Here is an 18162-nt window from a genome sequence, read left to right on the forward strand (position 1 = left end):
ATAGCAAAGAATAATACTAGGCATATTGAAAAAAAGATGGAACTAATATATTTGAATAAAGTTTTCATCTGTTGTTAAAACTCACTTTCATTATTTTTTATAATAGTTATATAATCTAATCTTATTTTGTAGTTAAATGATAATTCAAATGCAGTTTCTTCGAATTCAAACCCTTTCGGTTCCGAAGTTGTTCACGATTCTTTTTATATATTACCGTCTTGTTTGTTTTGTTGCTCTATTTGTACGAGCAGCATTGTTTGCAGTTGTTCTACCTGCTGTTTGTCTTTGAGTTTGAGCGGCAACAGCACTATTTGTTCTATTAGTAGAATTTGTTAAAGAGTTGAATACTGTTGTAAGAGCAGAACGGCTATCACGTTGTTTTTGAGCGATAGCAGCTTGATAAACAGCATCTCTATCTGTACCTGCGTACATATAGTCAGTTTCTGTATTTCTTTCCTTAGCATACTCTACACCATTTTTTGTTTCAATTCCTGCAGGTTTTTCAAAGGCAGCAGGTACTTGTTTATCTGAAACTTTTTTCATTACATCTGCCATAATCACCTGTGTAGTTTTCGCTTGTTCTGAAGACAATGCTTTTGCAGCTGAGTCTACTATATCAGCTCCTTGCCAAACGGCAACTGTATAGTCAGTTGTGTAACCAATCATCCAACTATCTTTAGTAGAGTTTACAACATCTATACCATAATTATAGTAAGCAGAATCATCGAATGTACTTGAACCAGACTTACCTGCCATATCAAAGTTAGCCACTTTACCGTTTGGAGAAGTACCATTACTAGAAAGTACACCTTTTAACACATTTGTTATTAAATATGCAGTCTCTTCTGACATTGCTTTAACAGGTTCATCTTTAATACTAGATAGTTCTTTACCATTTGCGTTAAATACTTTAACTATTGTTGAAGGTTTATTGTAATATCCTTTATTACCGAAAGATGCGAATGCACCGGCCATTTGAAGAGTAGAAACTCCATCTACGTTTCCTCCAATAGCTGTTGTTGGTTCATCTTTTGTTACAGGTATACCTAGTTTCTCAGCGAAATGTTTAGATCTTTCGTATCCAACTGTTTCGAATGCACGAACCGCTGGAATGTTATAAGACCAAGATAAAGCAGTACTCATAGTAACTGTACCGTGGTAAAGTCTGTCCCAGTTTTGGATATAGAAATCAGTTCCAGCAATTTGATAAGGTGTATCTGAGAATGTAGTTTGAGAATCCCATCCATAATATTCTATACCAGGAGCGTAATCAATTAATGGTTTAATTGATGAACCTGGTTGAACACGGGCATCAACTGCAAAGTTATACCCCCCAGCTTTATAATTTTTTCCACCACCAATAGCTTCGATTAGACCAGTTTTTGTATCAAGAACTGATATAGCAGCTTGAGCTGCGTGAGGTGCCATCGGTGAGCTTTGGTTATCTAACATATCTTGAACATATGTTTGTAATTCTGGATTTAAGTTAGTGTATATTTTTAATCCCATTGAAAGAGGATCTTTAGTATTTTCAAAGTTTTGATTTTCTTTTAATTCTTTTGTAATTTGATCTATATATGCAGCATATTTAGGGTTATAAGTATGTTGATTTGCACGTTCTTCTTTTGTTTTTTCAACTATTCCATCCATAATAGGAGTATTGATTGCATTATTATATTCGGCTTCTGTGATTTTATCGTTGTTAAGAAGTGCATATAATACTGTATTACGACGCTCTTTTGCTTGTTCTGGATAATCGTATGGATTATACAGGATTGGTTGCTGAGGCATACCAGTTAGAAGCGCAATCTGAGGTAATGTTAATTGATTTAACTCTTTATTGTAAAAGTACTTAGCTGCTGTTTTAACACCGTATTGTCCATCAGAATAGTAAATTTTATTCATGTACATCTCTAATATATCATCTTTAGAATACCTGTTTTCCAATTTAAGAGACAGATATGCTTCTTGAATTTTTCTTTGTAATGATTTATCAGATGTTAGTAGTGAATTTTTTACTACCTGTTGTGTAATTGTACTAGCGCCTTGTTGTGCTGAATTGGAACGGATATTTACAAGTGCTGCTTTGATAAGACGAATAGGATCAATACCTATATGAGATTGGAATCTTGAATCTTCTGTTGATAGTACAGCGTCTGTAATATTTTTTGGAATATCATTTATAGATACATATTCCCTTTTTTCAGCTCCAACTGTAGCTATTAGATTAAGATTTTTATCATAAATTTCTGATGATAATGGATCTTGTAAATTAGCCTGAGTTATATCTGGAACATCTTTTAATTCTTTAGCAAAGAGTATTAAAATAGCAAAGAATAATACTAGGCATATTGAAAAAAAGATGGAACTAATATATTTGAATAAAGTTTTCATCTGTTGTTAAAACTCACTTTCATTATTTTTTATAATAGTTATATAATCTAATCTTATTTTGTAGTTAAATGATAATTCAAATGCAGTTTCTTCGAATTCACTAAGTTTTATTGATTTTCTCCCACCATTTTGTGCACGATTATAGAAAAATATGAATTTTTTAAATGGAAGTATGAATGTTTTATCGATTTTTTTAAATCTAACAATAATAAAAGTAATTCCACCGTGATTTAAAATTTTTTGCATATGTTCTATTTGATGTTCGTGAATATTATTTAAAGAAAATGATGTGGCCGAATTAGTCTCCTTAGCCTCAAAATCAATATATTTTCCGTTCCAAAGACCGTTGTAATCTGTTGTAGAAGGAGTTTTATAGAACGCTTTGGTAATCATAGCACTCGATCTGTTAGGATAATTCACTTCTACTATTTGAATTGGAATAGGTTTTTTATGAATAACTGCAATGTCATTATTTAAGTAATATTTATTCGCAAAATTAATGTCTTCTTCAAGTTCCATACCTCGATTAGAATACTTTGTTTTTTGAATGAAATTACTCTTCTTATTAGGATAATTAAACATATATCCCTCCATAAATAATTATCCTATCTATTATACTATATTCTGAAGAAAATTTGAATTACAAATAGCTGAAAATTATCATATTTTTAGAATTTATTAATTACTAAAGTAATATTCATCTTATGAATAAAGATGGAACACTGTAATTACTTTATAATTATAGGATACCGAGGTGATATAAGATGATCATTCGGTATAAGAAAACTGTTTATGAATTTATATCAAAATGTCAAAAATTGGAGTAGAATTTATGATTAAATAGGAACAATAGAATAAAATAGCTCAACGTATAATATGAATTATTACTAATTGCTCTTTTTAAATAATTTAGTTAAAAGTATAAGGTTTTAAAGATCAATAGTTTAGATCTATATTTATATAATTATTATTCTTAATAATTCGTATTATAAAAAAATAATATTTTTTAAAAAATCATTAGATTTTATGGTATAATAATAAAGAAAATTTTAAATATGAGAGGTGGTATTGTTGTGAGACAATCAAAAACATTTATTCCGACAACAAGAGAAGTACCGTCCTCTGCAGAAGCAATTAGTCATAAGTTGCTTATTAAAGCGGGGATGGTGAAGCAGGTATCTGCAGGAGTTTATACTTACCTTCCTTTGGCTACTCGTGTAATTCAAAAAATTGAAAAAGTAATTAGAGAAGAACATAGTAAAATTGGAGCTGCAGAACTTTTAATGCCTATTTTACAATCAGATGAATATTGGAAAAAATCTGGTCGTTGGGACAAAATGGGAGAAGAACTTATTCGTGTAACAGATAGAAAAAAAGCAGGATATGCCCTAAGTCCAACTGCAGAAGAAATAGTAAGCCAAACAGTTAATAACATGGTAACTTCTTATAAACAATTACCTATGAACTTATATCAAATCCAAACTAAATTCCGTGATGAAATTCGTCCACGTTTAGGATTATTACGTTGTAAAGAGTTCATAATGAAAGATGCATACTCATTCCATGATTCACCAGAATCATTAAGAGAAACATATAAAGATTATTATCAAGCATACAGTAGTATCTTTGATAGATTTGAACTTAAGTATCGTGCAGTACAAGCTGATTCTGGTAATATTGGTGGAAGCTATACTCATGAATTCCAAGCATTAGCTGAAGTAGGGGAAGATACAATTGTTTATACTGAAGAGAGTGACTACTCAGCAAATATTGAAACTGCAGCAGTAGTTGAACAAAACTACACTATGCCTACAGGTTTCGAGAAAAAAGAACGTAGTTTATTAGAAACTCCAGATCAACAATCAATCGATGATGTTGCAGCATTTTGTGGTGTAGAAGTTAATCGTGCCATGAAAGCTTTAGCGTTAAAAGCTGATGGAGAGTTTTATTTAGTTCTTATGCGTGGTAATGATCAACTTAATGATATTAAATTCATGAAAGCTACAGGAACTTCTGAAGTTGAAATGGCTACTGAACAAGAAATTGAAGAAGTCATGGGAAGTGTAGCTGGTTACATGGGGCCATTTGGTATTAAAAACTGTAAAGTAATCGGTGATAATGCGATTAAATACATGTATAACCACAGCTGTGGAGCTAACAAAAAAGGATTCCACTATATTAACGTAAATCCAGGCGATTATGAAATCGATGCTCACTACGATCTTCGTATGATTGAAGAAGGTGATTTAGCAGAAGACTTATCAGGACCAGTTAAATTTGCTAAAGGTATTGAGGTTGGACAAGTATTCGAACTTGGTAAAGGATATTCAGAAGCTATGGATGTTACATACTTAGACGCTAATGGTCGTGCAAACCACTTCTACATGGGATGTTATGGTATAGGGGTAACACGTTGTATTTCAGCGATTATCGAACAGCATAATGATGAAAAAGGTATTATTTGGCCTAAAGAAGTCGCACCATACCAAGTGCACTTAGTATGTGTTGACGTTAAGAAAGAAGATCAAGTTAAACTTAGCGATGAGTTATATGCTCAATTAACAGCAGCAGGATATGAAGTTCTTTACGATGATAGAGCAGAACGTGCGGGTGTTAAATTTAACGATGCGGACCTTATCGGTATTCCATTACAAGTAGTTGTTGGAAAGAAAGCCGGAGAAGGAATCGTAGAAGTTAAAGAAAGACAAACTTTAGAAAAAGTTGATACGCAAGTAGTTGATGTGTTAGCTAAAGTAGAAGCATTTTATAAATAATAATTATAATCTGAATTAAAGAATGCCAATTAAAAATAAATAGTTGTTAAGAAAATAACCATTTGTTTTTAGTTGGTATTTTTAGTATAATTTAATTAAGAGTTATGATACTTTTTAAATTTAAAGTAGTATAAAAATGATTGATAAAAATGAATTCATCTTAATTTAAATATAATTAAGATGAATGAATTTTTTACATTTAATGGATGTTATAAGAATTGTTGTGGAAATTAATTTTTGTTCTCTAGTTATAAGCAGGAGAGAAGCTTAAAAATTAATAAAAGCCTAGTCAATTATACAAAAAAGTAGGAGGAATCATGAGTAATAAACATTTTTCTTTATTAGTTAAAACATTAGAATTAGAAGAACAGTTATCCAATTCAAAATTTATAAATTACTCTTTAGATAATATAGAAAAAGATAATAAAAATAAGATTTGGACGTTTAATTTTAGTGGAGAAAGTTTACCTACAGTAGAAGAATTAACAATACTTATTCAGAAATTACGAGAGAATTTCTTAGGTGATTATATTGTTAATTATCGTTTGAAGGTAAGTGCTGAAGTCACGGATGAGCAAATAAAAGAATTTTGGAAGTATATAATATTAGAAAACTTCTCAGGGATTTCTCAAGTTCTAATGGAGAGTATTTTATTTAGTGAAGTTGAAGTTAACAATGGCGTTTTAACTATGAAAATAATGGCTCCATCAATCTGGAATAACTTTATTAATGAACGAAAACAGCAAATAATAAGTAGTTATGAAAATTTAGGTATTACAATTAAAGATATTATTCCTAATTTTTCTAGGACTGATGTTGAAGCGGTACTGGAGAGTCAAGAAGAAAAAATTTCCCAGGAAATCGTTAAGTTAGAGGAAATAGAGAAAAAAGAAGCGGAACGAAAACCAAAAGAACCTGAAAGAAAATTTGTTGCCTTTGGAGGTGGCGGTGGAACTCGATATGGTCAAGAGATTCGCGATGAGGATATTGTAGAAATCAAGGATGTTGTTGGATATGCTGGAGATGTAACTATAATGGCTCAGGTTTTCGGGACTGAAGAGATTGTTCACAGAAATGGTTCTAGTCAGTATCGTTTAAAACTTACAGATTATAGTGATTCTATAATACTAAGATTATTTGGTAATAACCCTAATTCAAAATTCCAAAATAAACGTAAGAGTGAACTAATCGATTTAGTAAAAGGAATTAAGAAAGGTCAATGGCTTAAAATCCATGGAGCTGTAAGTAATGATCCTTATTTAAGAGACACAATCATTGAACCTAAGTCTATTGAGGTTGCTCATAAAGAAGAGAAGAAAGATAATTACAGTGGAAGAAAGAGAATAGAGCTAAATACTCATACGAAGATGAGTCAGCTTGAAGGGATTTCTTCAGCAAAAGAATACTTATCTCGAGCTATAGATTGGGGACATGAAGCCATTGCTTTTACAGATACGTATGGTGTTCAAGCATATCCTGAGATTTGTTTAAGTTCAAAAGGTAAGGATATTAAACCAATCTATGGGTTAAATGCCTTTATCATGGATGATAGTATTACTGCTACGACAAACCCGAAAGAACTTAAATTAAAAGATGCTACGTATGTCGTATTCGACGTTGAGACTACGGGTCTTTCAGCAGAACGTGATAGATTAATCGAGATTGCTGCGGTTAAGGTGAAAAATGGAGCAGAAATAGACAGTTTTGAAAGCTATATTAATCCACAAAGACCTATTTCTGAATTAATTACTCGTTTAACTAGTATTACTAATGATGATGTTAAAGATGCTCCACTTGAAAAAGAAGTAATGACTAACTTTTATAATTGGTTAGATAAAGATGATATATTAGTAGCCCACAATGCGAAGTTTGATCTTGGATTTCTAGATACTTGTTTTGAACGACTAGGTTTAGAGAATAAAAACAATGCTAGTATAGATACATTATTCGTCTCTCGTGCTGAAAATAAAGAAGCGAAAAGACACGGTCTTAGCAATTTAGCTAAACTATACAAAGTTCGTTTAGTTCAACACCACAGAGCGATTTACGATACTAAAGCTACGGCAGAAATCTTTGTAAAAATGCTAGATCAACTTTATGAACTTGGTATTGAATATCATAACGAAATTGATGAAAAAATTGACTTAGAACTTGCGCATAAACGTTCAAGAACATTCCCTTGTTCGATTTTAGTTAAGAATGCTAAAGGGCTTAAAGATCTATTCAGATTAGTTTCATATAGTTGTACTAAGTATTTGAATTCTGCTAAACCTACGATTCCACGTAGTTTATTAGCACAGTACCGTGAAGATTTATTAATTGGTAGTGGTAATGGTGATAATGAAGTATTTGAAGAATTGTTAAATTCAAAAGAAGCTAAGGTTGAGGATATAATTGATTTTTACGATTATATTGAGATTCAACCTAAACATCATTATGCTAATTTTATAAGAAATGAAAGAATAGCAGATAATGCTGAATTAGAAGAAATTCTGAAAAAATTAATTCAGTTAGCTAAGAAAAAAGAAAAAATTGTTGTAGCGACAGGAGACTGTTATTATTTAGACGAATACCAACATGTTTACAGACAAATACTAAGATTGACTGTGAAAAGTAATCCTGGAGCGCGTGATTTAAAACCGATGGCGACACTTTTAACAACCGAAGAAATGTTAAAAGAGTTCTCTTATCTTGATGAACAATTAAGAGAAGAATTAGTTATTGATAACACTCATAAAATCAATGATATGATTGAATTAGTCGTGCCGTTAAAGGATAAACTGTATACGCCAAATATTGAAGGTGCAGCTGACGAGGTTCGTAATCTAAGTTATGATATGGCGCATAGAATATACGGTGAAGAGTTACCTGAAATAGTAGAAAAAAGATTAGAGAAAGAACTTGCATCTATTATCGGTAATGGATTTAGTGTAGTTTATTTAATTTCCCATAAACTTGTAAAAAAATCACTAGATGATGGATATCTAGTAGGTTCAAGGGGATCGGTTGGTTCATCACTTGTAGCCACAATGATGGAGATCACAGAGGTTAATCCACTAGCTCCACATTATGTTTGTCCGGAATGTAAACATAGTGAATTCTTTTTGAATGCTGAATATGCATCAGGTTTTGACCTTCCGAATAAAAACTGTCCTCATTGTGATGTTAAAATGACAAAAGATGGGCAAGATATTCCTTTCGAAACATTCTTAGGATTTAATGGAGATAAAGTACCTGATATAGATTTAAACTTCTCTGGTGAATATCAAGCAACAGCTCACAACTTCACGAAAGAAATTTTTGGTGAAGATTACGTATATCGTGCTGGAACTATTTCGACGGTAGCTGAGAAGACAGCTTATTCATTTACTAGAGATTATTATGAGAAAAATGAAATAGAGAAAAGAAGTATAGATATTGAACGTATTGCAGCTGGATGTGAAGGTTCTAAGAGAACTACTGGTCAACACCCGGGAGGTATACTAGTAGTCCCTAATGATATGGATATTTTTGACTTTACGCCATACCAATTTCCAGCTGATGATGAAACGAGTCCATGGCGAACAACTCACTTCGACTTCCACTCTATCCATGATAATATTTTGAAATTTGATATACTTGGACACGATGATCCGACTATGATTAGAAAGTTACAAGATTTGTCTGGCATTGATCCTAAAACTATAGACGTATCAGATCCTGAAGTAATGGGGATTTTCTCGACTGTTGAAGCACTAGGTGTCACTAGAGATCAAGTAGATTCAGCTAGTGGAACGTTTGGTATTCCTGAGTTTGGAACAAACTTTGTTATTCAAATGTTAGATGATACAAAACCAACTACATACTCAGAATTAGTTCAGATATCTGGATTATCTCACGGTACTGATGTTTGGTTAGGTAATGCACAAGAATTAATAAAAAATGGTACTTGTGAACTTAAAGACGTAATTGGATGCCGTGATGACATTATGGTATATTTAATTCACGCCGGTTTAGAAGAAGGTTTATCTTTCAAAATAATGGAAAGTGTAAGGAAAGGTAAAGGATTAACGGAAGACTTTGAAAAAGAGATGATAGATAAAGATGTACCAGAATGGTATATTGATTCGTGTAAAAAAATCAAGTATATGTTCCCTAAAGCCCATGCATGTGCATATGTACTTATGGCGCTTCGAATTGCTTGGTTTAAAGTGCATCAACCATTAACATACTACTGTGCTTATTATTCTGTCAGAGCTAGTGACTTTGACATTATTACAGTTGTTAAGGGAACAGAAACATTAAAAGCGAAAATAAAAGAAATAAAAACAACAGATAAAAATGAATTATCAAATAAAGATAAAGATGCTCTTGTAAGTTATGAAATTGCTAATGAGATGATGGAAAGAGGATTTACATTTTCGAAAGTTGATTTAGAAAAATCAGCAAGTCATGACTACATAATTGAAGGGAATACGCTAATTCCACCGTTCTCGATTGTTCCTGGACTTGGAGATAACGTAGCTAACAAAATTGTTCAAGCGAGAGAAGAAAAAGCCTTTTTATCAATCGAAGATTTCTCAAAACGAGGAAGTGTTTCATCTACGGTAGTAGAATACTTACGAGAAATGGGGACATTAAAAGGTCTTCCAGAAAAAGCACAATTATCTTTCTTTGATGAATTATAATTGATAGAATTATTCAATTAAAATAGTTTAAATTTAAAGATTATTCTGCAAGATAAATATAAAATTTTTGAAAGTAATTTATTTTCATTCTTGCAGAATAATTTTAATATTTCGTATTTAAATATGAGCTAATTTCCATATTACAAAAATCAAAAAATAATATTAAATATTTGTTTAAATCTAGTTTAATATTTCATGTATAGAAAAGGTATACTCTCTTAATAAAATAAATTTTAAAAATATTTATTCAAACTTTATTTATTTTTTAATTTGTGGTAGTATTATATGTGATATAAAATGTAAATATAGAGATGGAGGAAACAACTTGGAAAAAATAGTCGTTAAAGGTGGAACACCTTTAATAGGAGAAGTACAAGTTTCTGGTGCGAAGAATGCAGCTTTACCAATTTTAGCTGCAGGTTTATTAGCAACAGAGGGTACAAGTAAATTTTATAATGTTCCTAAGTTATCAGATATTAAGACAATAGGATTATTATTTGAAAGTCTAGGAGTAAAGGTAGATTATAAACCAGAAGAAAATACTTTAGAAATGGATGCAAGAAAACCATTACTAACAGAGGCTTCATTTGAATTTGTTAGTAAAATGCGTGCTTCATTTTTAGTTTTAGGACCAATGTTAGCACGTGAAGGAAGTGCTAAAGTAGCAATGCCTGGTGGATGTTCAATTGGAAGTAGACCTATAGACCAACACTTAAAAGGGTTTGAAGCACTAGGGGCTACAATTATTCAAGATGCTGGTTTTGTTGAGGCAAGAGCAGAAAAAGAATTAGAAGGAACAACAATTTTCTTTGATTTCCCAAGTGTAGGTGGTACTCAAAATGTTATTATGGCAAGTTGTTTAGCCAAAGGAAAAACTACTATTGTTAACGCGGCTCAAGAGCCAGAAATTGAGGATATGATTAACTTCTTAATTAAAATGGGAGCCAAGATTGAAGGTAAAGGAACTTCTGTTTTAGTTATTGAAGGAGTAGAAAAATTAGTAGGTACGGAATATACAGTGATGCCTGACCGTGTAGAAGCTGCTACATACATGATTGCAGCAGCAGCAACTAAAGGGGACGTACTAGTCAAAGGAGCTCCTTATAAAGATAATGTTGCCTTAGTAAGCAAGATGCGTGAAATGGGTGTTAATATAGAAGTAGTTGATGAGATGTCTATGCGTGTTAGTAATAAACTAGATAGTTTAAGACCTGTAGATGTTAAGACATTACCTCACCCAGGATTCTTAACAGATATGCAGTCTATTATGTGTGTATTAACATTATTAGCTGATGGTACTAGTACTATTACTGAGACTGTTTTTGAAAATAGATTTATGCATGTAGAAGAGCTACGCAGAATGAATGCGAAGATTAGAATTGAAGGTAGAAGTTCACTAATCGAAGGATTACCTCATTTAGAAGGAACTACTGTTAGAGCTACGGATCTACGTTCTGGAGCAGCTCTTGTCATTGCTGGTTTAATGGCTACAGGAACTACTAAAGTTATTGATATTTACCACATTGATAGAGGATATGTAGACATCGAAGAAAAAATGAGAAAACTAGGTGCAGATATTCAAAGAATAGATGAGTAGGAATTTATTATGAAATCAAATGATAAATTAGTAAGATATTTGCGAAACATAGCCTTAATGATCATTATATTTTATATAGGATTGTTATTAGGGTATACTATTTTAGGTAAGGGCAGTCTTTTCGATGCTTTAAGTTTAAAGCCGATAAGACATATTAAAGATATTATATACAATTAGGAGGAAATGAAGATGGCAAATGATTTATTTGTAGAACTTCAACAAAAATTAGAAGGGAAAAATGTACGTATCGTACTACCAGAAGCATATGATGAGCGTGTATTAGAAGCGGCTGTTAAATTAGGCGCTACTAGTTATGTTAAACCTGTGTTAGTTGGGAAAAAAGAAAAAGTAGAAGAGATTGCTAAAGGATTATCTTTAGATGCTTCTAACTTAGAAGTTATTGATCACGAAAACTACGAAAAATTAGAAGAATTAGTTGCTAAGTTTGTAGAGCGTCGTGCAGGAAAAGTAACTGAAGAAAAAGCTCGTGAATTATTAAAAGATGTTAACTACTTCGGAACTATGTTAGTATACACTGGTGAAGTTGAAGGATTAGTATCTGGAGCAATTCACTCTACTGGAGATACTGTTCGTCCAGCATTACAGATTATTAAAACTAAACCAGGTACAAAACGTACAAGTGGTGCATTCATTATGAGTAAAGAAGACAAACGTTATGTATTTGCTGACTGTGCGATTAACCCAACATTAGATGCAGAAGGTCTAGCTGAAATCGCAATCGAAAGTGCAAAAACAGCTAAAAGCTTTAACGTTGATCCAAAAGTAGCAATGTTAAGTTTCTCTACTTTAGGTTCAGCTGTTACTGAAGATACTACAAGAGTAGCAGAAGCTACTAAATTAGTTAAAGAAAATGCACCTGAATTAGCTGTTGAAGGGGAATTACAATTTGATGCTGCAGTTGTACCTTCAGTTGCTAAATTAAAAGCTCCTAACTCAAAAGTACAAGGAGATGCTAATGTATTTGTATTCCCAAGCTTAGAAGCTGGTAATATTGGATACAAAATTGCACAACGTCTAGGTGGATTTGAAGCTGTAGGACCAATCTTACAAGGATTAAACGCTCCTGTAAACGACCTATCTCGTGGATGTAATGCAGAAGATGTATACAAACTTTCATTAATTACAGCTGTTCAAGCTTTAGAAAAATAGTATTATAATTATAAAGAGGTTAACTTCGGTTAATCTCTTTTTTAGTTTTATCCGTGGCATTATTAGTAGTATTTAAAGAGTATATATAAATTTAATTTTGTTGTATAAAAATACTGTTGACTATCTTTTATTATTTTGCATGTGCTAGTCTTTATAATTGCATTTATACCAACTTTTATGGTATTATAATATGATGTATAAATATGGAGGTAAACATGGTTGCGATAGAATCAAAAGATGATTTATATGTTATAGATTTACTAGAAGATTTTGATGAATTTTATCTAGAATTAGAAAAATATGCCGAAGAAAATAGAGTACCTATTATAGATAAAATAGGGATAAGATTTTTAATTCAGATGCTTAAAGTGAAGAAAGCTAAGAATTTATTAGAAATAGGAACGGCAATTGGATATACATCTATTAAATTAGCTGAAAAAATAGGATGTAATGTCACAACTATTGAGCGTGATGATAAGATGTATAACCAAGCAAAAAACAACATAGAAAAGAGAAATCTAACTGATAAAATAACATTACTTCATGCCGATGCTTTAGAACTTCAAGATGAAGTAGTGACAAATGCCCCATATGATGTAGTATTTATTGATGGTGCTAAGAGTCAAAGTAGAAAGTTTTTTGAATTATATGAACCATATTTTGCTGAGGATGTCGTAGTTATTACGGATAATGTGCTATTCAAAGGAATGGTTGCCGATCCAAGTATTATTAAACACAGTAGAGATTTAAAACAACTTTCTAGAAAAATTAATAATTACAACGAATGGTTATTAAAACATAAAAATTATGAGAGTGTAATATTACCATTTGGAGATGGAATAACTATAACAACAAGAAAATAAAATTATAGAGCTGAGAAGTTAGTATATTTTATTAAGAGAGGATAAAAAATGACAGTAGAGTTAGTTGTAACACCGAAAAGTATTGATCATATTTATGAACTGATAAATGTAGGAGCTGATAGTTTCGTTATTGGTGAAGAAAAATATGGATTACGTCTTGCTGGTGAATTTAAAAGAGAAGAATTAAAGAAGGCTATCGAGATTATTCACCAAGCAGGGAAAAAGGCATATGTTAGTGTAAATGCAATATTCCATAATGAGCATATAGATGACCTAGTTGATTATTTACATTATTTATCAACACTAAATGTTGATGCTCTAATATATGGAGAACCAACAATTATAACAATTTTAAGAGAAGAAAATCTTGATTTTAAACTTCAATGGGATCCACATACATTAGCTACGAACTCTTTCTCATGTAATTATTGGGGGAAACGTGGAGCATATAGAACGTGTCTATCAAAAGAATTAACTATTGATGAAATTCTTGAAATTACAGGAAAAAGTGAATATGAGATTGAAGTACAAGTTCAAGGGATGCTTTGTATGTTCCAATCTGTAAGGAAATTGGTGGATAACTATTTTATGTATAGTGGTAAAGAGAAGTATATTGAAGAATATAGTAATTCTAAGAAACTATTCCTATACAGTCAAGATAGAAATGAACGCTATCCAATTTTTGAGGATTCGAATGGAACACACATCATGAGTGCAAATGATATCTGTGCGATAGAAGAATTAGATCGTCTAATCGAAGCAGGAGTAACTGCATTTAAGATTGAAGGTGTTTTAAAAGATGAAGATTACATCACAGAGATTGTAACTATTTATCGTGATGCTATTGATCTTTATTATGAAGATAAAGAGGCATACGAAGACGAAAAACAAGATTTCTATAACGATATAGAAAGAATTAAACCAAAATACAGAGAAGTAGACTTAGGGTTCTTCTATAAGAAAACTATGTACTAGTATATTCTTGAATTTTATAAAAGGGTAAGGTTTCCTATATAAAACCTAATAAAAAAGACAAGGAGGATGGGTCATACTTGAATGTGACCTTAACTTATGGCGATACCAAATATTTCAGAAATTAGAGACGGTAAGAGAGTAATAACGAAAAAACCAGAATTACTGCTTCCAGCAGGGAATTTAGAAAAATTAAAAATAGCTATTCATTACGGAGCAGATGCTGTGTTCTTAGGAGGGCAGGAGTTTGGGCTTCGTAGTAATGCAGACAACTTCACAATTGAAGAGATTAAAGAAGGTTGTGAATTTGCAGCAAAATATGGAGCTGATATTTATGTTACAGCGAACATTATTGCGCACGATGAGAACTTTGAAGGATTAGATGAATTCTTAATGGCACTTCAAGATGCAGGAGTAAGAGGAATTATCGTAGCGGATCCATATATCATTGAAAGATGTAAAGCTGTAGCTCCAAAAGTAGAGGTGCACATCAGTACACAACAATCAATCTCAAACTATAAGGAAGTTAGATATTGGGAAAGCGAAGGAGTGCATCGCGTAGTATTAGCTCGTGAAACAGGATATGAAGAAATTAAAGAAATTCGTGAAAAAACAGATGTTGAGATTGAGATGTTTGTTCACGGTGCAATGTGTATAGCATATTCTGGACGTTGTACATTAAGTAACTACATGACAGCTCGTGATAGTAACCGTGGAGGTTGTTGTCAATCATGTCGTTGGAATTATGACCTTTATGAAGAAGGAACTGATGAAGATACTAAATTATTCGATGAAGGTGCAAATCCTTATGCGATGAGTCCAAAAGATTTAACATTAATTGAAGCAGTACCTGAGATTATTGAATTGGGTATTGATTCATTAAAAGTTGAAGGTCGTATGAAATCTATTCACTATGTAGCAACAGTTGCAAGTGTATATAGAAAACTAATCGATGACTATTGTGCAGACCCAGATAATTTTGAGATGACACCAGAATATAAATTAGAATTATATAAATGTGCTAACCGTGACACTGCGATGTCATTCTTCTATGAGATTCCTAAGTATTCTGAACAAATGTTTGGAAACGAAGGTGGTAAGAAAACAAATTATGACTTCGTTGGGCAAGTTCTTCACTATGATGAAGAAACTCAAATTGCAACAATCCAACAACGTAATTTCTTTAAAACTGGTCAGGAAGTTGAATTCTTTGGACCAGAAATCGATACATTTAGACAAGTTATCGGAGAAATTTATGATGAAGATGGTGAATTGCTAGATGCAGCAAGACATCCACTTCAAATTATTAGAACAAAATTAGACTCTAGAGTATTTAAAAGCAATATGATGCGAAAGGAAATGGGACGCTAATGGCTACAGATAGACCAAAAATTATCGGTATTGTTGGAGGAAGCGGTAGTGGAAAAACGACCGTTACAAAAAGAATTATAGACGAGTTAACTCAAGATAAAGTTGCTTTAATTGAGCAAGATTATTATTATAAAGATCAAAGCCATATGACAATGGATGAGAGAGTTAAGACGAATTACGATCACCCGAGTGCATTCGATAATGAGTTACTGTATAATCATTTATTAGAATTAATCGAAGGGAAAGCTGTTGAATTACCTGTATATGATTATGTAAATCATACTCGTAGTAAAGAACAAAAACATCAAGAACCTAAAGATGTAATTATTATCGAAGGTATGTTTGGTCTTTATTCAGAGAAACTACGTGAATTAATGGATATTAAGATTTTTGTTGATACACCGAGTGATCTACGTATTTTACGAAGATTATTACGTGATATTAATGAGCGTGGAAGAACTGTAGAATCAGTAATCAATCAATATTTAGTGTCAGTTAGACCGATGCATGAAAAGTATATTAAACCAACTAAACAATATGCTGATATTATTGTTCCTGATGGTGGATATAATGATATTGCGATTGACATTTTAATAACAAAAATCAAATCGCTACTAGCAAAATAATAAAAAAAACGATATAATATAGAGTAGACTAAAAAAAGGAGTATCACTATGGCTTTAGAAGAAAAATTAGAATATCAAATGACCCAAGAAGGTTATGACAAACTTGTTGAAGAATTAGAACACTATAAAAAAGTAAAACGTCCAGAAGTAATTGAAAAAATTAAAATTGCACGTAGTTTCGGAGACTTATCTGAGAACTCAGAGTACGATGCAGCAAAAGATGAACAAGGATTTATCGAGCAAAGAATCTTAGAAATGGAACAAATGATTCGTTATGCTGTTATTATCGAATTAGACGGAAAATCAAGTACAATTCGTTTAGGTAACAAAGTAACTTATCAAGAACTACCAGATGGTTTAACAGAAACTTACAAAATCGTAGGTAGTGCTGAAGCTAATCCATTTGAATTCAAAATTTCAAATGAATCTCCAGTGGCTCAAGCTTTATTAGGAAAAGAAGTTGGAGATGTGGCAAAAGTTTCATTACCAACAGGTCCAGAAGACTCAATGGATATTAAAATTCTAGCGGTAGAATAGTACTATGATAGCATTAATCGGTGCAATGCCAGAAGAAGTGGCTATAATAAAAGAAAAAATAGAAAATTTACAAGAGAAAAAAATAGTACATGTAACATTTTATGAAGGAAAATATGAAGGACGCAATATTGTTCTTATGCTAAGTTTACCAGGGAAGGTGAATGCTGCTATTGGTACAACTCTATTATTAGATCACTATAAACCAGAGTATGTGATTAATATAGGTACATGTGGTGCCTTACAAGGTGATATGGAAATTGGGGACATGATTGTTGCTACAGAAGTAAGACATTTTGATGTTGATGCAACAGAGTTTGGCTATGAAATTGGTCAAGTGCCACAGATGCCGGCAGCATATAAGAGCGATGAAGGGTTAGAAAAACTAGCTTCAGAGATAAGCTTGCCAGATCATAATATTCATTTTGGTTTAGTGGGTACATCAGATTCATTTATTTCTAATAAAGAGTTGAAAAAAGGAATATTGAAAAACTTTCCTAATATGCAAGTAGTTGAGATGGAAGCAGCAGCGATTGCTCAAACTTGTTACCAATTTGGAACAAAATTTATAGTTTGCCGTAGTGTAAGTGATAAAGCAGAAGAAGGAACAAGAGTTACTTTTGATGAATTCTTACAAATAGCTGCAGTAAACTCGTCAATTTTAACTACAGAGTTAATAAAAAAACTTTAAAATTATATAAATCAGCAAAGAAGAGCGAAAGCTTTTCTTTGCTGTAATATTTATGTGAAGTAGGAAGGAAAGTATGATAACTATATTATCGAAATTATTTTTAATATTGACATCTGAAAAACTACCACGATATACTTTGAAATCAATTAAAAGTGGAGCTTATACAAAAGAAGAATTAGATATAATCTGTAAAATCGTAAAAGATGATTATACAAGATACAAAAAAGGTTTTAAAGCTTCAGTAGTAATGGTATTTTTTATTGTTTCACTTATATTATGTCTTGGATTCTATCAAGGAGCCTATAGAGCGTTTTTAATTGAAATGTTAATTTTGTATATTGTAATATTTACATTGATGTTTATTTTGATTTATGTACAAAAAGTGAATAAAATTCGAAAAACATTTTTAAAAGCTGTGAAAAAGGGTTATCCAGAATTATATAATGAATATGAAGATAAGTTGTATGAATATGTAGATTAAAAAATATTATAGTCATAAATTT

The 18162-nt window shown here is 31.8% G+C and carries 14 protein-coding genes; 12 read left to right on the forward strand and 2 right to left on the reverse strand.

From position 1 onward, the window contains the following. Positions 1–210 precede the first annotated feature (210 nt). Complete coding sequence (locus tag GEMHA0001_RS00355) at positions 211–2394, reverse strand: transglycosylase domain-containing protein (protein WP_004392820.1); 2184 nt, start codon at positions 2392–2394, stop codon at positions 211–213. Between the two features lie 6 nt (positions 2395–2400). Further along, on the reverse strand, positions 2401–2976 hold the full coding sequence (recU, locus tag GEMHA0001_RS00360; protein ID WP_004392809.1) for a Holliday junction resolvase RecU: 576 nt from the start codon (positions 2974–2976) through the stop codon (positions 2401–2403). Between the two features lie 491 nt (positions 2977–3467). Between recU and GEMHA0001_RS00365 the strand changes: the two genes are divergently transcribed. The 12 genes from GEMHA0001_RS00365 (at position 3468) to GEMHA0001_RS00415 (ending at position 18140) form a co-directional block, all read left to right on the forward strand. Further along, the gene (locus tag GEMHA0001_RS00365) at positions 3468–5168 is read left to right on the forward strand and encodes a proline--tRNA ligase (protein ID WP_040464195.1); all 1701 of its coding nucleotides are present in this window, start codon (positions 3468–3470) and stop codon (positions 5166–5168) included. A 317-nt stretch (positions 5169–5485) separates the two neighbouring features. Beyond that, positions 5486–9835 carry a PolC-type DNA polymerase III gene (locus GEMHA0001_RS00370; protein ID WP_004392822.1) on the forward strand — a complete coding sequence of 1450 codons (4350 nt, stop codon included), beginning with the start codon at positions 5486–5488 and terminating at the stop codon, positions 9833–9835. 325 nt (positions 9836–10160) lie between these two features. Then, positions 10161–11432: a UDP-N-acetylglucosamine 1-carboxyvinyltransferase gene (gene murA, locus GEMHA0001_RS00375; RefSeq protein ID WP_004392850.1), complete on the forward strand. Its 1272-nt coding sequence runs from the start codon at positions 10161–10163 to the stop codon at positions 11430–11432. Positions 11433–11489: 57 nt separating this feature from the next. Then, the gene (locus GEMHA0001_RS08745; RefSeq protein ID WP_224207478.1) at positions 11490–11609 is read left to right on the forward strand and encodes a DNA-directed RNA polymerase subunit beta; all 120 of its coding nucleotides are present in this window, start codon (positions 11490–11492) and stop codon (positions 11607–11609) included. A gap of 12 nt (positions 11610–11621) precedes the next feature. Then, entirely contained in the window at positions 11622–12602 is a 981-nt protein-coding gene (pta, locus tag GEMHA0001_RS00380) for a phosphate acetyltransferase (RefSeq protein ID WP_004263197.1), read from the forward strand. Positions 12603–12817: 215 nt separating this feature from the next. Further along, positions 12818–13465: an O-methyltransferase gene (locus GEMHA0001_RS00385; RefSeq protein ID WP_004392852.1), complete on the forward strand. Its 648-nt coding sequence runs from the start codon at positions 12818–12820 to the stop codon at positions 13463–13465. A 48-nt stretch (positions 13466–13513) separates the two neighbouring features. Beyond that, the gene (locus GEMHA0001_RS00390; protein ID WP_004392766.1) at positions 13514–14440 is read left to right on the forward strand and encodes a peptidase U32 family protein; all 927 of its coding nucleotides are present in this window, start codon (positions 13514–13516) and stop codon (positions 14438–14440) included. 96 nt (positions 14441–14536) lie between these two features. Beyond that, the gene (locus tag GEMHA0001_RS00395; protein ID WP_003146785.1) at positions 14537–15808 is read left to right on the forward strand and encodes a peptidase U32 family protein; all 1272 of its coding nucleotides are present in this window, start codon (positions 14537–14539) and stop codon (positions 15806–15808) included. Continuing rightward, positions 15808–16434 (forward strand): uridine kinase, encoded by a 627-nt coding sequence (udk, locus tag GEMHA0001_RS00400; RefSeq protein ID WP_004392844.1) that lies wholly within the window; start codon positions 15808–15810, stop codon positions 16432–16434. The genes GEMHA0001_RS00395 and udk overlap by 1 nt, the downstream gene beginning before the upstream one ends. 48 nt (positions 16435–16482) lie before the next feature. Then, entirely contained in the window at positions 16483–16971 is a 489-nt protein-coding gene (greA, locus tag GEMHA0001_RS00405) for a transcription elongation factor GreA (RefSeq protein WP_004392794.1), read from the forward strand. 4 nt (positions 16972–16975) lie between these two features. Next, positions 16976–17659: a 5'-methylthioadenosine/S-adenosylhomocysteine nucleosidase gene (gene mtnN, locus GEMHA0001_RS00410; protein ID WP_004392785.1), complete on the forward strand. Its 684-nt coding sequence runs from the start codon at positions 16976–16978 to the stop codon at positions 17657–17659. Between the two features lie 73 nt (positions 17660–17732). After that, complete coding sequence (locus tag GEMHA0001_RS00415; RefSeq protein ID WP_004392773.1) at positions 17733–18140, forward strand: hypothetical protein; 408 nt, start codon at positions 17733–17735, stop codon at positions 18138–18140. Positions 18141–18162 lie beyond the last annotated feature (22 nt).

Source organism: Gemella haemolysans ATCC 10379, assembly GCF_000173915.1.
In the GTDB taxonomy this organism is placed as follows: Bacteria; Bacillota; Bacilli; order Staphylococcales; family Gemellaceae; genus Gemella; species Gemella haemolysans.

What these genes read in the sequence shown, in the direction of transcription:
- GEMHA0001_RS00390 (WP_004392766.1), top strand. Translation starts at nt 13,514, where the DNA reads ATGACAGTAGAGTTAGTTGTAACACCGAAAAGTATTGATCATATTTAT.
- GEMHA0001_RS00415 (WP_004392773.1), top strand. Translation starts at nt 17,733, where the DNA reads ATGATAACTATATTATCGAAATTATTTTTAATATTGACATCTGAAAAA.
- udk (WP_004392844.1), top strand. Translation starts at nt 15,808, where the DNA reads ATGGCTACAGATAGACCAAAAATTATCGGTATTGTTGGAGGAAGCGGT.
- mtnN (WP_004392785.1), top strand. Translation starts at nt 16,976, where the DNA reads ATGATAGCATTAATCGGTGCAATGCCAGAAGAAGTGGCTATAATAAAA.
- GEMHA0001_RS00355 (WP_004392820.1), bottom strand. Translation starts at nt 2,394, where the DNA reads ATGAAAACTTTATTCAAATATATTAGTTCCATCTTTTTTTCAATATGC.
- recU (WP_004392809.1), bottom strand. Translation starts at nt 2,976, where the DNA reads ATGTTTAATTATCCTAATAAGAAGAGTAATTTCATTCAAAAAACAAAG.
- GEMHA0001_RS00395 (WP_003146785.1), top strand. Translation starts at nt 14,537, where the DNA reads ATGGCGATACCAAATATTTCAGAAATTAGAGACGGTAAGAGAGTAATA.
- GEMHA0001_RS00385 (WP_004392852.1), top strand. Translation starts at nt 12,818, where the DNA reads ATGGTTGCGATAGAATCAAAAGATGATTTATATGTTATAGATTTACTA.
- pta (WP_004263197.1), top strand. Translation starts at nt 11,622, where the DNA reads ATGGCAAATGATTTATTTGTAGAACTTCAACAAAAATTAGAAGGGAAA.
- GEMHA0001_RS00370 (WP_004392822.1), top strand. Translation starts at nt 5,486, where the DNA reads ATGAGTAATAAACATTTTTCTTTATTAGTTAAAACATTAGAATTAGAA.
- greA (WP_004392794.1), top strand. Translation starts at nt 16,483, where the DNA reads ATGGCTTTAGAAGAAAAATTAGAATATCAAATGACCCAAGAAGGTTAT.
- GEMHA0001_RS08745 (WP_224207478.1), top strand. Translation starts at nt 11,490, where the DNA reads ATGATCATTATATTTTATATAGGATTGTTATTAGGGTATACTATTTTA.